General features: G+C 63.8%; 12 protein-coding genes. 9 read left to right on the forward strand and 3 right to left on the reverse strand.

Annotated features, from left to right (window positions below; translation table 11 throughout):
• Positions 1 to 45: 45 nt before the first annotated feature.
• Positions 46 to 912, reverse strand: a complete 867-nt coding sequence (gene trxA / locus PY254_RS07935; RefSeq protein ID WP_281014919.1) for a thioredoxin — start codon at positions 910 to 912, stop codon at positions 46 to 48.
• A gap of 124 nt (positions 913 to 1036) precedes the next feature.
• Between trxA and PY254_RS07940 the strand changes: the two genes are divergently transcribed.
• From PY254_RS07940 to PY254_RS07980, 9 genes are all read left to right on the forward strand, one after another.
• Positions 1037 to 1654 (forward strand): paraquat-inducible protein A, encoded by a 618-nt coding sequence (locus tag PY254_RS07940; protein WP_281014920.1) that lies wholly within the window; start codon positions 1037 to 1039, stop codon positions 1652 to 1654.
• Positions 1651 to 2304, forward strand: a complete 654-nt coding sequence (locus tag PY254_RS07945) for a paraquat-inducible protein A (RefSeq protein ID WP_281014921.1) — start codon at positions 1651 to 1653, stop codon at positions 2302 to 2304. The genes PY254_RS07940 and PY254_RS07945 overlap by 4 nt, the downstream gene beginning before the upstream one ends.
• Entirely contained in the window at positions 2297 to 3991 is a 1695-nt protein-coding gene (locus PY254_RS07950) for a PqiB family protein (RefSeq protein WP_281014922.1), read from the forward strand. The genes PY254_RS07945 and PY254_RS07950 overlap by 8 nt, the downstream gene beginning before the upstream one ends.
• Entirely contained in the window at positions 3988 to 4605 is a 618-nt protein-coding gene (locus PY254_RS07955) for a PqiC family protein (protein WP_281014923.1), read from the forward strand. The genes PY254_RS07950 and PY254_RS07955 overlap by 4 nt, the downstream gene beginning before the upstream one ends.
• Before the next feature lie 98 nt (positions 4606 to 4703).
• Positions 4704 to 7469, forward strand: a complete 2766-nt coding sequence (leuS, locus tag PY254_RS07960; RefSeq protein WP_281015183.1) for a leucine--tRNA ligase — start codon at positions 4704 to 4706, stop codon at positions 7467 to 7469.
• Between the two features lie 5 nt (positions 7470 to 7474).
• Complete coding sequence (lptE, locus tag PY254_RS07965; protein WP_281014924.1) at positions 7475 to 8023, forward strand: LPS-assembly lipoprotein LptE; 549 nt, start codon at positions 7475 to 7477, stop codon at positions 8021 to 8023.
• On the forward strand, positions 8023 to 9033 hold the full coding sequence (holA, locus tag PY254_RS07970; RefSeq protein WP_281014925.1) for a DNA polymerase III subunit delta: 1011 nt from the start codon (positions 8023 to 8025) through the stop codon (positions 9031 to 9033). The genes lptE and holA overlap by 1 nt, the downstream gene beginning before the upstream one ends.
• Positions 9030 to 9659 carry a nicotinate-nucleotide adenylyltransferase gene (nadD, locus tag PY254_RS07975; RefSeq protein ID WP_281014926.1) on the forward strand — a complete coding sequence of 210 codons (630 nt, stop codon included), beginning with the start codon at positions 9030 to 9032 and terminating at the stop codon, positions 9657 to 9659. Before holA ends, nadD begins: the two co-directional genes overlap by 4 nt.
• Positions 9660 to 9948: 289 nt before the next feature.
• Positions 9949 to 11145, forward strand: coding sequence for a GGDEF domain-containing protein (locus PY254_RS07980; protein WP_281014927.1), 1197 nt, complete (start codon positions 9949 to 9951; stop codon positions 11143 to 11145).
• A gap of 65 nt (positions 11146 to 11210) precedes the next feature.
• Here the strand turns inward: PY254_RS07980 and PY254_RS07985 are convergent, their stop codons facing one another.
• Complete coding sequence (locus tag PY254_RS07985) at positions 11211 to 13085, reverse strand: 3'-5' exonuclease (RefSeq protein WP_281014928.1); 1875 nt, start codon at positions 13083 to 13085, stop codon at positions 11211 to 11213.
• Positions 13086 to 13137: 52 nt separating this feature from the next.
• Positions 13138 to 14079, reverse strand: coding sequence for an oxygenase MpaB family protein (locus tag PY254_RS07990; RefSeq protein ID WP_281014929.1), 942 nt, complete (start codon positions 14077 to 14079; stop codon positions 13138 to 13140).
• Positions 14080 to 14225: the final 146 nt, after the last annotated feature.

Consider the following 14225-nt stretch of genomic DNA (forward strand, 5'->3'; position numbering starts at 1 on the left):
GGCAGTGCCCGCCCTACGCATGTTTGCGACTCCCGATTCACCGCTTTAGAACAACATCGACGCCATCCGCCGGCGATAACGGCCAACCAGGTCGGCATCATCCAGCGTGGCGAAGGCGGCGAGCAATCGCTTCTTGCCCTGACCGTCGTTCCAGTCGCGTGCTTTTTGCAGGATCAGCAGGAACTGTTCGAGCCCGCCGGCGGCGTCGCCTTCGAGCAACAGTCGCACGCCCAGCTGATCGTGGGCCTCCCAGTCTTCGGCGTTGGCCTGTATGCGCTGCTGCAGGGCGGCCAGCTCGGGTGCGCCCTTGAGTGAATGGGCCAGCTCGAGTTCGCTGCGCAGGCGAATGGCACGGGCATCGGTGGCGAGGTTGGCGGGCAGTGCGGCCAATTCGGCTTCCGCCGCTTCGATCTGGCCGTTCTGCATCAGCGCCACCGCCAGATCCAGTTTCAGGCCGGCTTTTTCCGGCTCGGCGGCGATGGCCTGTTGCAGGCGGTTGACGGCTTGCGCCGGTTCCTCGGGCACCGCCTCCGCCGTGTCGCCAACCGCGGCTGCTTCCAGTGGTTGCACGTGGCGCAACAGGAACTCGCGCAGTTGACCTTCGGGCAGCGCGCCGGCGAAACCGTCGAGCACCTGGCCGTCTTTCACCAGCATCACGGTGGGAATGCTCTTGATGCCGAACATGCCCGCCAACTCCTGCTGGCTGTCCACGTCGACCTTGCCCAGACGGAACGCGCCGTTGAATTCGGCGGCGAGTTTTTCCAGCATCGGTCCGAGCGTCTTGCAGGGTTCACACCACGTTGCCCAGAAGTCGACCAGGATCGGTGTGCTCAGTGATGCCTGCAGCACCTCGGCTTCGAAGGTCTGCTGGTCCACGTCGAAAACATGGGAAACGGTGGCGGCATCGGTCACGGAAAACTCCAGCTTTGCGGATGTCGGTTCAGATCAGGGCTCACACGCAGCATATCAAGCAGCGCGTTCAGGCCAGATTTGCGAGAATCCACACATTGTCACGCCGAAGCAAGGCACCGAGTGCATGGGCAAGGCTTCACCTGAAACGCTGCTGGTCTGCGAACACTGCGACACGGTCTACCGTCGGCGCGCACTGGTGCGTGGCGAAGTGGCACGTTGCGCGCTGTGTGGCGCCGAGCTTGAGCGCCACCACATCCTCAGCGTGAATGCGATGCTGGCGCTGATCCTGACCGCCGCGATCGTGTTCGTGCAAGCCAATATGTGGCCGATCGTGACGCTCGGCCTGAGCGGCCAGCACAGCAGCACGACGCTATGGGGCGTAATTCTGGCGATGTGGCATGAGCACTCGCAGGTTGTCTCGGTACTGGTCGCCGCCACGCTGTTCTTCTTTCCCCTGCTGAAGATGAGCATGCTGGGCTGGTTGTTGTGGTTCGCCCGTGCCGGCCGGCGAGCGCCTGGGTTCGTGCCGTTGATGGTGGCCTTGCACAAGCTGGGTCCGTGGACGATGAGTGAGGTGTTCGTGCTGGGTGCGTTGGTGGCGATCGTGAAGGCGCACGCGTATTTCGAGGTCACCGCCGATCCAGGTATCTACGCCTATGCCGCGCTGACCCTGCTGATCACGGTTTTTGCCGGAGTGGATCTGCGCCAGTTGTGGGATGAGGATCTGGAGGCTCGCGCGTGAATGCACTGGCGCGCGCTGCGGAACTGGATCTGATCGCCTGCACCGTGTGCGGACTGGTCTGCCGCAACGTGCCGGGAGACCCGCACCTGGATGGCGATGGCATCGATGATGCGATGGCCTGTCCGCGCTGCGGCAGTACGCTGCGTCGGCGCAAGCCGAACAGCGTTGCGCGGACGTGGGCGCTGCTGATTGCCGCGTTCCTCATGTATATCCCGGCCAATGTGCTGCCGATCATGCGCACCGCCAGTCTCCATGACGTTGATGACAACACCATCATCAGCGGTGTGGTGGAGTTGTGGCGCGCCGGCTCGCCGTATCTGGCGGTGATCGTGTTCACCGCCAGCATCGTGGTACCGGTGTTGAAGTTCCTTGCGCTGGGGACTTTGCTGCTGAGCAGCCAACGCGGCAGTGCCTGGGCGCGGCCGCAGCGTGCGAAGCTGTACCGGCTGGTCGAGTTGATCGGCTACTGGTCGATGCTGGATGTGTTTGTGGTGGCGCTGCTGACGGCGCTGGTGCGCTTCAGCGTGTTGAGCCTGGTGGAGCCGTTGCCGGGCGTGATTTTCTTTGGCCTGACCGTGGTCTTGACCATGTTTGCCTCAATGAGTTTTGACCCCCGCCTGATCTGGGATGGCATGGATTCCGATGACTGACGACAAGCAAGCCGAGCCGGTGCCGCCGAACGAGGGCGCCTTGCCGCGACCGGTGGTGAAGCGGCGCCGTTTCAATGCCTCGCTGATCTGGTTGATTCCGGCGCTGGCGGCCGTGATCGGCTTGTCGCTGGTGATCAGCAACTGGCTGCAGGCCGGCCCGCAGATCGTGATCAGCTTGCAGAGTGCGGAAGGTCTGGATGCAGGCAAGACGCCGGTGAAGTACAAGAACGTGGTGATCGGCCGAGTCAACAAGATTCACCTCAGTGGTGACCGCAACCATGTGCTGGTGAACGTGGCGCTGGAGAAAAGCGCCGAGGGTTTCGCCACCAAGGACACGCGGTTCTGGGTAGTGCGTCCGCGGATCGGACTGGGCGGTGTGTCCGGTATCGATACCTTGCTGTCCGGTGCCTTTATCGGTGCCGACGTAGGTGATTCGAAGGAATTCCAGGACGAGTTCAAGGGTCTGGAAAACCCGCCTTCGGTGACCAATGGTGCGCCCGGTCGCAGTTATATTCTGCACAGCGACGATCTGGGTTCGTTGGATATCGGTTCGCCGGTGTACTACCGACGCATCCAGGTGGGTCGGGTGGCGTCGTACCGGCTGGACAAGGACGGCAAAGGCGTCTCACTGCAAATTTTTGTCGATGCGCCGAATGATCGGTTCGTCACGCGGTCCTCGCGCTTCTGGAATGCCAGTGGCGTGGATGTGTCGCTGGGTGCCAATGGCCTGACGCTCAACACGCAGTCGCTGGCTACGGTACTGGCCGGTGGCGTGGCGTTCCGCGATCCGCCGGGCCCTCACGACGCTACCCCGGCGCCGGAAGACAACGCCTTTACGCTGTTCGGTGATCAAGCGACTGCAATGGCGCCGCCGGACGGTGCCCCGACGTATATTCGCATGCGCTTCGAGCAGTCGGTGCGCGGGTTGGCAGTGGATGCGCCAGTGGAATTCCTGGGCATCAATATCGGCAAGGTGGTATCGCTGCGTCTGGACTACGACGAGCAAAAGCAGCGCTTCCCCGTGCTGGTGGGGGCGCTGATCTATCCGCAACGCCTCGGTACTGCCTACGACAAGCTGGAAGCGCTGGCCAAGGCCCAGGGTGAGAGCCCGGATCTGTCGCAAATGGTCGGGCGGCTGGTGGATCACGGCCTGCGCGCGCAGGCGCGCACCGGCAACCTGCTGACCGGCCAGTTGTACGTGGCGCTGGATTTCGTGCCAAAGACGCCGAAGGTGGCATTTGATGCGAGTGCAAAACCGCTGACCATTCCGACTGTGCCCGGCAGTTTTGACAAGCTGCAGGAACAGATGGCCGAGATCGTCGACAAGGTCAACAAGATCCCGTTCGACAGCATTGGTCACAACCTCGACCAGACCCTGGCCGGCCTCAACACCACCATCAAGAAGGTCAATGGCGAAACGTTGCCGGCGGTGAACGACACCTTGCATGGCGTACAGCAGACCATGGGCACGGCGAACAATGCGCTGGCCAACGATTCGCCGCTGCAACAGAACCTGGGTGCCACGCTGGAACAGGTCCAGCGCATGGCGCGTTCGCTGCGCGTGCTGACCGACTATCTGGGCGGACATCCGGAGGCGCTGATCCGTGGTCGTCATGCCGATGCCAAGGCGGCACCGATCAACACCACCACGCCGGCGCCGAAGCCAGTGCAAGGGAGCAAGCCATGAACCGTCATGCCAAGCCCGTTTCGCTCCTGATGGCGGCCAGTCTGTTGCTGACAGCCTGCGCCTCGGCGCCGATGCATTACTACACCCTGGTTGCGCCGATGGATGGCATGGCAGCGCCGACAACGAATGCGGCGTCGTTGCCGTTCGAGCTTTTGCCGGTAGGCATTCCGGCCCAGGTCGACCAGCCGCAACTGGTGGTGCGCGAAGGCGGGCAGGGCATGGCCGTGCTCGGCAGTGAGCGCTGGATCGCACCGTTGGGCGATGAAGTGCGCAGTGCCTTGTCGTCTGACCTGGCCCGCGAGTTGCTCAGTCAGGATGTCAGCGGCTTGCCTGCAGGGGACAAGCCAATGCTGCGGATCAAGCTCGACCTGCGCCGGTTCGATTCGCAGCCTGGTGGGCAGGCGTTGATCGAAGGCGCCTGGAGTGTGCGTTTGCTGCACGGAGCGCATCCAGCCACATTGTCGTGCACCAGCCAGATCAGCGAGCCGGTCGGGCCGGGTTACCCCGCGCTGGTGCAGGGCCATCAGCAGGCGATCGCCCGGATGGCCACGCAGATCGCCGCCGTCGGCCGTGCATTGGGCGCGGGAGAAGCCCCCACATGCCCGCTGGAATAGCGTTTCAGGCTTGGCGCGTGACCCGCGCTGGGCTAGTCTGACCAGTTCCCTCAGGCCGGCATCTGCCGGCCCGCAACCACCGCAATGGCAGCATGATCATGCAGGACACCCACGCCCCGACCCCTTCCGAGCAGGACGAAGCCGGCTATCGCCCGCAAGCGGTGGAAGCCGCCGCGCAGAGCTACTGGACCGCGCGCCGCGCCTACGAAGTGGTCGAAGACGACAGCCGCCCGAAGTTCTACTGCCTGTCGATGCTGCCGTATCCGTCCGGTGCGCTGCACATGGGGCACGTGCGCAACTACACGATTGGCGACGTGATCAGCCGCTACCAGCGCATGCAGGGCAAGAACGTGCTGCAGCCGATGGGTTGGGATGCGTTCGGCCTGCCGGCGGAAAACGCCGCGATCAAGAACAAGACCGCGCCGGCGAAGTGGACCTACGCCAACATCGAGCACATGCGCAGCCAGTTGCAGTCGCTCGGTTATGCGATCGACTGGAGTCGCGAATTCGCCACCTGCCGCCCCGACTATTACCGCTGGGAACAGCTGATGTTCACCCGCCTGCTGAAGAAAGGCATGGCCTACCGCAAGAACGCGGTGGTGAACTGGGACCCGATCGACCAGACCGTGCTGGCCAACGAGCAAGTGGTGGACGGCAAGGGCTGGCGTTCCGGCGCGGTGGTGGAGAAGCGCGAGATTCCCCAGTGGTTTCTGAAGATCACCGACTACGCGCAGGAATTGCTCGATGGTCTGGACACCTTGCCGGGCTGGCCCGATGCGGTGAAGACGATGCAGCGCAATTGGCTCGGTCGCAGCGAAGGTCTGGAGATTCGCTTCGACGTCAACGATGACGATGCGCCGGTGGAACCGATCAAGGTGTTCACCACCCGTCCCGACACGCTGATGGGCGTGACGTTCCTGTCGATTGCCGCCGAGCATCCGCTGGCCCACTACGCGGCGCAAGCGCGCCCGCTGCTGGCAACATTCATCGAGGATCTGCGTCACGGTGGTGTTTCCGAAGCCGAGCTGGAAACGCAGGAAAAGCGCGGCATGGACACCGGTCTGCGTGCCGTCCATCCGATCACCGGCGAGGCCTTGCCGGTCTACGTGGCGAACTTCGTGCTGATGAACTACGGCACCGGTGCGGTCATGGCGGTGCCCGGGCACGACCAGCGCGACTGGGAATTTGCCAAGCGCTACAGCCTGCCAATCAAGATGGTGGTGGTTGACCGCAGCGTGCTCGATGCGGTGCGCGAGATCGGCCACGATCTGTCCACGGGTGCAGGCGCCGATCCGATGGGCGCCGCGCTTGGCGGCGGCAATACCGACGCCTACGACACCAAGTCGGCGGTGCAGGTGATCGAGGACTTCGAAGCCCGGATCATGCAGCAGTGCGCGTTCACCGAGCGCGGCATCCTGGTCAATTCGGGCGAATACGACGGGCTGGATTTCCAGCAGGCGCTGGATGCACTGGCCACGCGTTTCGAAGCCGAAGAACGCGGCCAGCGCCGGGTCAATTTCCGCTTGCGCGACTGGGGCGTCAGCCGCCAGCGTTACTGGGGCTGCCCGATCCCGGTGATCTACTGCCCGAAGTGCGAAGCGGTTCCGGTGCCGGAAGACCAGTTGCCAGTCGTGCTGCCCGAAGACGTGGCGTTCAGCGGCGTGCAGTCGCCAATCAAGGCCGATCCGGAATGGCGCAAGTGTGTGTGCCCGCAATGCGGTGGTCCGGCCGAGCGTGAAACCGATACCTTCGACACCTTCATGGAGTCGAGCTGGTACTACGCGCGCTACACCAGCCCGGGCGCGAATGCGCAGATCGACCAGCGTGCGAATTACTGGCTGCCGGTGGATCAGTACATCGGCGGCATCGAACACGCGATCATGCATCTGCTGTACTTCCGCTTCTATCACAAGCTGCTGCGCGACGCGGGCATGGTCAACACCGACGAGCCGGCGCAGAACCTGCTGTGCCAGGGCATGGTGATTGCCGACACGTTCTATCGCGACAACGCCGACGGTTCGAAGGACTGGATCAATCCCGCCGATGTCGAGATTCGCCGTGACGACAAGGCGCGGGTGATTGGCGCGGTGTTGAAGGCGGATGGCCAGCCGGTGAAGATCGGCGGCACCGAGAAGATGTCGAAGTCGAAGAACAACGGCATCGATCCGCAGACCATGGTCGGCAAGTACGGCGCCGACACCGTGCGCCTGTTCTCGATGTTCGCCGCGCCGCCGGAGCAGTCGCTGGAGTGGAGCGAGGCTGGCGTCGAAGGCATGGCGCGCTTCCTCAAGCGGTTCTGGCGCGAAGTCACCACGCACGTAGCAAACCCGGATCATCCGGTAACCGATCCGGCGGCACTGGATGCCGGTCAGAAAGCGCTGCGTCGCCAGTTGCACGAGACCATCCAGAAGGTCAGCGACGATTTCGGTCGGCGCCATGCGTTCAACACCGCCATCGCGTCGCTGATGGAACTGCTGAATGCGCTGGGCAAGTTCAACGATCAGAGCGAGCAGGGCCGCGCGGTGCGCCACGAAGCGCTGGAAGCGATGGTGCTGCTGCTGAATCCAGTGGTGCCACATGTCAGTCATGCGCTGTGGCAGGTATTGGGTCATCCCGAAAGCGTGCTGGAAGACCAGCCGTGGCCGCAGGTGGATCAGGCCGCGCTGGTGCGCGACTCGCTGACGCTGGCCGTGCAGATCAATGGCAAATTGCGCGCTACCATCGAGGTTGCCGCGAATGCATCGAAGGAAGAGGCCGAGGCGCTCGCCATGGGGCAGCCGCAGGTGATGCATTTTCTGGAAGGCATGACGGTACGCAAAGTGATCGTGGTACCCGGCAAGATCGTCAACATCGTCGCAGGATGACATCCATGAGCTTCATGAAAGCGGGCCGCCTGTTGCAGGCTTCGTTGTTGCTGACCATCGCCATGGCAGTGTCTGCCTGTGGCTTCCATCTGCGCGAGAAGGCAAGCTTGCCGCCGCAGATGCAGCGTGTGCATCTCACCGTCAATGGCGGGGGCGAGCTGGAGCGGCGGTTGAGTCGCGCCCTGGTGACTTCCGGTGTTGTCGTCGAAGACAAGAGTGGTCCAGGTATCGCCGAACTGCGCGTGCCGGTTGCCGCCTTCAGCAACGAGATGCTCAGTGCCGGTGGCTACGTGCGGATCACCGAATACGCGGTGCGCTACCACGTCGAGTTCGAGGTGGATGCGGTCGACGGTCATTCGTTGTTGCCGCGCCAGCGCATCGATATGTCGCGCGAGTTCAGCTACGACGCCAGCAATACCGTGGGCAACGAATCGCAGGTGCAGGAACTGCAGCGCAGCCTCAACGACGACATGGTGCAGGCGATCCTGTTCCGTCTGCAGGCTGCCGGCAAACACCAGTTGGCCGAACCGACCAACGCTGCCAGCACGCACTGATGCCGCTCAGCGCAGGCCAATGGCAGAAAGCGCTGGCAGCGGACAGCCTGCAGTCGGTCTACCTGTTGGCTGGCGAGCAGTTGCTGGTGTTGGAAGCGGCCGATGCGCTGCGTGCGCAGGCACGCAAGCTTGGCTACAGCGAGCGTGAAGTGCTCGAGGTGGGTCAACATTTCGACTGGAATGATCTGGCCCGCGCGGGCGCGTCGATGTCGTTGTTTGCCAGTCGTCGGCTGATTGATTTGCGTTTGCCGACCGGCCGCCCCGGCACCGAAGGCGCCAAGGCGATCAACGCGTTCTGCGCCGACCCGCCGCCGGACGTCACCTTGCTGATCACCGCGATGGAGTGGAGCAACAAGCATGACGGCGCGTGGAGCAAGAAACTCGATGGCAGTGGCAGCATGGTGGTGTTCAACGCGCCACGACCGAATGAGTGGGCTGGCTGGATCACCGCACGGCTGGCTGCCCATCGGCTGACCGCCACCCCGGACGCGGTGGCGCTGCTGGCCGAACGTGTCGAGGGCAATTTGCTGGCAGCGGCCCAGGAAATCGACAAGCTTGCGGTTCTGCATGGCGAGGGTCGCATCGACGCCAGCGAGATGGAAAACCTGGTTGCCGACAGCGCCCGTTACGACGTGTTCAAGCTCACCGACGCGGCATTCATGGGCGACGGTGCTCGCGCGCTGCGGATTCTTGCCGGCTTGCGTTCGGAGGGCGACGAACTGCTCGCCTTGATGGGCTGGCTGGTCAACCAACTGCAGCTGGCCCTGCGCCTGGCCAATGCGTCTGATCTGGCGGCCCAGTTCCGCGCCGAACACCTGTGGCAGGCACGCGAGACGCTGTTTCGCCAGGCGCTGCGCCGCGCACCGCGTGAACACTGGCTGCAATGCCTTGCGCGCGCTTCGCGCATCGACCGCATGGTCAAGGGCCGCGAACAGGGCAACCCCTGGCAGGAAGCCGAGCGCTTGATTGCCGCACTGGCCGAACCGCGGGCGGCGCGGGCACTGGCGTGACCCTGGCGATCTTCGGCGGCACCTTCGACCCGGTCCATCTGGGTCATCTCAGCGTGGCATGGGAAGCTGCGGAACTACTCGATGCCGAGGTCCGCCTGTTGCCGGCCAGCGTGCCACCGCATCGTGCTGCGCCGGTGGCTTCGGCGCCGCAGCGTGCGGCGATCCTGCGTGAGGCATTGAAGGGACAGTCGCGACTGGTGCTGGATACGCGCGAACTGGACCGTTCCGGTCCCTCCTATACGATCGACACGTTGCATGAACTGCGTGCCGAACAGGGCGATCGTCCGTTGGTATGGCTGGTGGGCGCCGATGCGTTTGCACAACTGGCCAGCTGGCATCGCTGGCGCGAGCTGTTCGAGGTGGCGCATCTTGGCGTACTCAGCCGTCCGGGTGCGTCGGCCGCATTGCCGGAGGAACTGGAGCACGAGGTGGCAGGTCGGCGGGTGGTCGCTGCAGCGGACTTGCGCGGATTGCCCGCGGGCAACGTCATCGAGCTGGCGGTGACGCCGCTGGAAATTTCCGCCACGCGTATCCGCGGCCTGCTGGCGGCCGGCCGTGATCCACGTTACCTGCTGCCGGCCGGACTGTTCAACGACTCCTCCTTGCTGGCGCCCTACCGAGCTTGAATGAACACCGAAACCCTGTCGTTAGTGAGGCGGAGCTCCTGCGTCACGGTGGGGCGAGTGCACGGTCAGAGTGGGATCGTGGTGCCGAGCTTTCGGGTGAGCAGTGGCATGCGTGCGCTCGGTGACGTGCGCGTGGCCGGCCAGTGCGTTGACACACGGCATAAAGTTCTTACGGTATAAGTCGATACAGATGCATTGTCTGGTGGTTGGGGTACTTCGCGTTCTTACCACGCCATGGCGGTGACTCGGGGAGAGGGGTCGCTTGCCGGCACGAACGGTATCGAGCTTCATGCAGATCGAAACGCTTTCGTTGATCACCGCGATCCAGTCGATCGTGCTTGCGGCCATGTTGTGGATGGGCAGCCAGTCGGCAGCCGGTAGCGCAGGCTTCAGCTTGCGTCTTCGATCCGTGGCGTTGGGCGTGGAAGGGCTGGGCTGGGGCGCCCTGGCGCTGCAGGCGTGGATGACGCCTGCGCAACTGTTGCTGGGCGGCAATGCGCTGAATCTGCTGGCGCAGGCGCTGGTGGTGGTAGCGGTGCGCATGTTGCTGGGCGAACCGCCGCGCATTCGTCTGGTGGTGGTAATTGCCTTGCTGGGGTGGATGAGTGTCAGCTGGTTTGGCCTGATCGATCCGAACTATCGCTTGCGTACCTTTTTCGGCTCGCTGGCGATCCTCGCCAATTTGTTGTTGCAGGCGCAGGCGTTGCTCAATGGCCGCTCGCGGGCGCGCACGCTCATGCTGGTGCTGTGTGCGGTGTCGGCACTGCTGCTGCTTTGGCGCAATGCCATGCTGTGGTTCGCGCTGGTGGCGCCCGTCAGCGCGGCTGAGCAGGGTGTCGGAAATTACCTGTATCTACTGTTCGCCGGGATGCAGCCGGTGTTTGCGAGCATCGCCTTCCTGCTGATGTACAGCGACGTGCTGCAGGGCAAATTGCGCATGCTCGCGCGGACTGATGCGCTTACGGGTGTCAGCAACCGACTGGCGGTTGGCGAGCTGGCGGTAAAGATGCTGGCGACCGCGGCACGGACGCGGCAGTCGGTAGGCGTTTTGATGCTGGACGCCGATCACTTCAAGAAAGTGAACGACCGCTTTGGCCATGCCGGTGGCGATCAGGTGTTGCTGGAGCTGATGGCCAGCGTGACGGCGACCTTGCGCGCTGGTGATGAAGTGGGTCGCGTGGGCGGCGAGGAGTTTGTAGTGTTGGCGCCCAATACGTCGCTGAGCGGCGCGGTGACCCTGGGTGAACGCATTCGCCAGACGTTGGCCACCACGCCGGTGATCATCGATGGCGAGGCGTTGAATCTGACGGTTTCGATTGGCGTGGCGGTGGCCTTGCCCGGCGATCGCGATGTCGCTGGCGTATTGCACCGTGCGGACATGGCGCTTTACGCAGCCAAGCACAACGGGCGTGATTGCGTGATGTCTGCAGTCGACCTGGAAGTTGCCGACGCCGCCCGCGAGGCGGTCGCCGACGTTGTTCGTTGATTCGGCATGCGGCCTGGCCACCGATCACGTTCCCGCTGGCGGGAATGCCGCGGCAACCGGTGCGGTCAGCTCGCCTGCAACTGACCCTGCACTTCGTTGATGGAATCGCGGATGCGTTTGCTGAACACTGAGTCGAGATGGTGGATCAGCAGCAGGCGTTCGGTGGCGCGGGTCATTGCCACGTAGAGCAGGCGCGCCTCGTCGGCTTCCGATTGGCCTTCCTTGGGCAGGCCGCCGATGCCCGGAATGATCACGAACGGGAATTCCAGTCCCTTGCTGGAATGCATGGTGACCAGCTTCACGCTGTCTTCCACCACGAACAGGGTCTGTTTGCCGGCGTTGTCGGCCAGCCGGCTGGGGATGTCCAGCCGCTTGAGCACTTCGTGCAGCTTGTCACCTTCCCACTGGTTGCGGTAAATCACTGCCATGTCGGAATACGGGCGGCCAAGCGCGTGTTCGTCGCGTAGCCGCGCGAGCAGCACATCCATCTGTGCGTGGGCGGTGTCGGTACGGATCAGTTCGGGTACGGCGCCGCGGCGGCCGGCACTTTCGGGCGCAATCAGTGGCACGCCGTCGCCATCGTCTTCATCACTGCGCGAGGCCAGCAGGTCCTGCGCGAACACCCGTGCAACCGAGAGAATTTCCAGCGTGTTGCGGTAGTTGAGCTTGAGGATGGTGGTGCGGCCCTGCGCCTGCACGCCAAGACTTTTCCAGCTGATCTTGCGGCGGTTCGGGTTGCCATAGATGTTCTGCGCGTCGTCGTACAGCACCAGCAGCGAATTGGTTTCCGGGTCGATCATCTGCACGATCAGCTTGTACCAGTCCGGTTCGAAATCATGGCCTTCATCGATCAGCACCGCGCCGTATTGGGCGCGTGGGATCTGCCCGCGATCGACGCCGGCAATCACGGCGGGCGGCAACGCCTCGACGAACGCCTTGCCGCTGCCGGTGGGCAAGGGCTCGTGGTACGCCACCAGCATTTTTCGGCACCATTTGTGGAAGTTGTAGACCTGCACTTTCTCGCTGAGGCCGCGCTCGCCGATCAACTGTTCCAGTCGCGCCGCCAAAACCTTGTTGTAGCAAAGCACCAGGATCGGCTTGGTCATCTCGCGCGCCAGCTGCATCGCGCGGAAGCCGAGGATCATCGTCTTGCCCGAGCCGGCCACGCCGTGGATCACCCGGTGCTCGCCGCCAATCGAGCGCGCCAGTTGCTCCTGCTGGGCGTCCATCACCTTGACCAGGTCGGGGATTTCCAGCGGCCGCACGGCGGCATCGGTGGGGCCGAACAGGCCGAACTGGCCGCTGCCTGCTTCCACCCGCAATTCAGGGAACAGGTGCCAGCGCACACGGTCGATCTGCGGTAGCGTCATGGCCACCGGATAGACCTGCGGGAACATCGCCCACAAGCGCTCCTGCAGGACTTCGGCCTCGACTGTCTCGTAAATCTCGTCGCGGCAGATCACCAGATGCTCGGGCAGTACTTCGCCCAGCGCACCCTCGTCAAACTGCTTGCGAGTGATGTTGGCCAGCACCACGCCCCAGCCCCACGGCATGATCAGCTTGCCGGCGTAACGCGAACCTTCGGGGTGCCGCAGCGCCGGGTCGCGTTCCAGAACCACGCCGATTTCCAGCGCGTACGAGCGTGCCTGCAGCAGCGGGCTGGTTTCCTTGACCAGGCCGCGCTCGGTGACCAGGGTGAACTGGGTGCTGTCGGCATGGCGGATGGTGTCGGCCTTCCAGTCCTTGACCTCCAGCACCAGCATGCCGCGGCGCGGGTGGAACACCACGAAATCCGGATGCCGCTGCTTCAGCCCGACCGGTACGTCGTACCACAGCAGGTAGTCGTCTTCGAGCTTCTGTTCGAGCCGTTCGGAAACGCGCTTTTCGCCCCCGGTCATCCGTGGCAGACAGCTGTTGCGGCTGGGAATGAGTGTTGCCACGAGAACCCCTGAATGTGCTTGCCCGTCGACGTTAGCCGATGCGGCGAGGCTGTCAATCCTGCGTGGGCAATCGATCCCAGCGATGCAGCTGCTCCGGCGCGATATCCATGCGTCGACACGCGCGGCTGGCGATGCCATCGCGCAGCGCAGCGCGGAAGATCGGCGCCATCGACCACAATGCGTGGGCCGCCAGGCGAGCCCGGCGCTGCTGCTGCGGCGGGCGCTCCAGCAGCGTGGTCGCCCAGTCTGGCAGCAGTGCACTGCCTGCCAGCAGGAACAGATCCCGCGACAGCCCTGCAGCGGGGACCGGCAGACGCACCCGGCCCAGCAGGTCGAGCACCACGCGGGAGCGCTCGGTATAGGCGAGCTCGGGCTGGATACGCCTGAAGTACTCAGCCACCTCGCGCTCACTGGCAGGCACAGCTTGCGCACCTAACGCTTCGGCGATCTGGCGAACTTCGCGGTAATAGCGATCGGCCGCACCCACCGGCATGGCGATATGGCTGTAGCGACGATAGCCTTGCAGGAAACAATAGGCTTCACTCACATGCACCCAGGTCAGCAGGTCCGGGTCATTCGCACTGTATGGACGTCCATCTTCCCCGTGACCGCTGATGTGATCGTGGATTTTTCGTACATGCGTGATCAACGCCTCGGTCTGAGCGCGCGGGGCATAGGTAGTGCCGCCGACGAACGCGGTGGTGCGACGCAGCCGGCCCACCAGGTCATCGCGGAAACTGGAGTGATCCCACACCCCGGCCAGCGCCAGTGGATGCAAGGTCTGCAGGGTCAGCGCGGCCAGTCCGCCGGCGAGCATGCCGGGGAAATCCGAATGCACGTGCCAGGTGGCGCTGTCTGGCCCGAACAGACCGGGGTCGCCGTGTGGCTGGTCATAATCGAGACTGCCGCTGTCGGCGCGCGGAAACGCACTGAGTACCCAGCGGCGGATGGGTTCGCGCACCGGGCGCGTGAGCAGGTCGAAGGTCGAAGACATGGGGGCAGTTTATCGTCTCGATATGATTTGGTTTGCGCCGAGCGCCGGTTGTGCTATCAATGGCCCCATGCATTCCGCCACCGCCCGCCTGTATTTCTGGTTTTATGGCTATCCGAAGCCAACGGCGGCGGCGCGGGCGCGATCTT

This window comes from Rhodanobacter sp. AS-Z3 (assembly GCF_029224025.1).
Lineage (GTDB): Bacteria > Pseudomonadota > Gammaproteobacteria > Xanthomonadales > Rhodanobacteraceae > Rhodanobacter.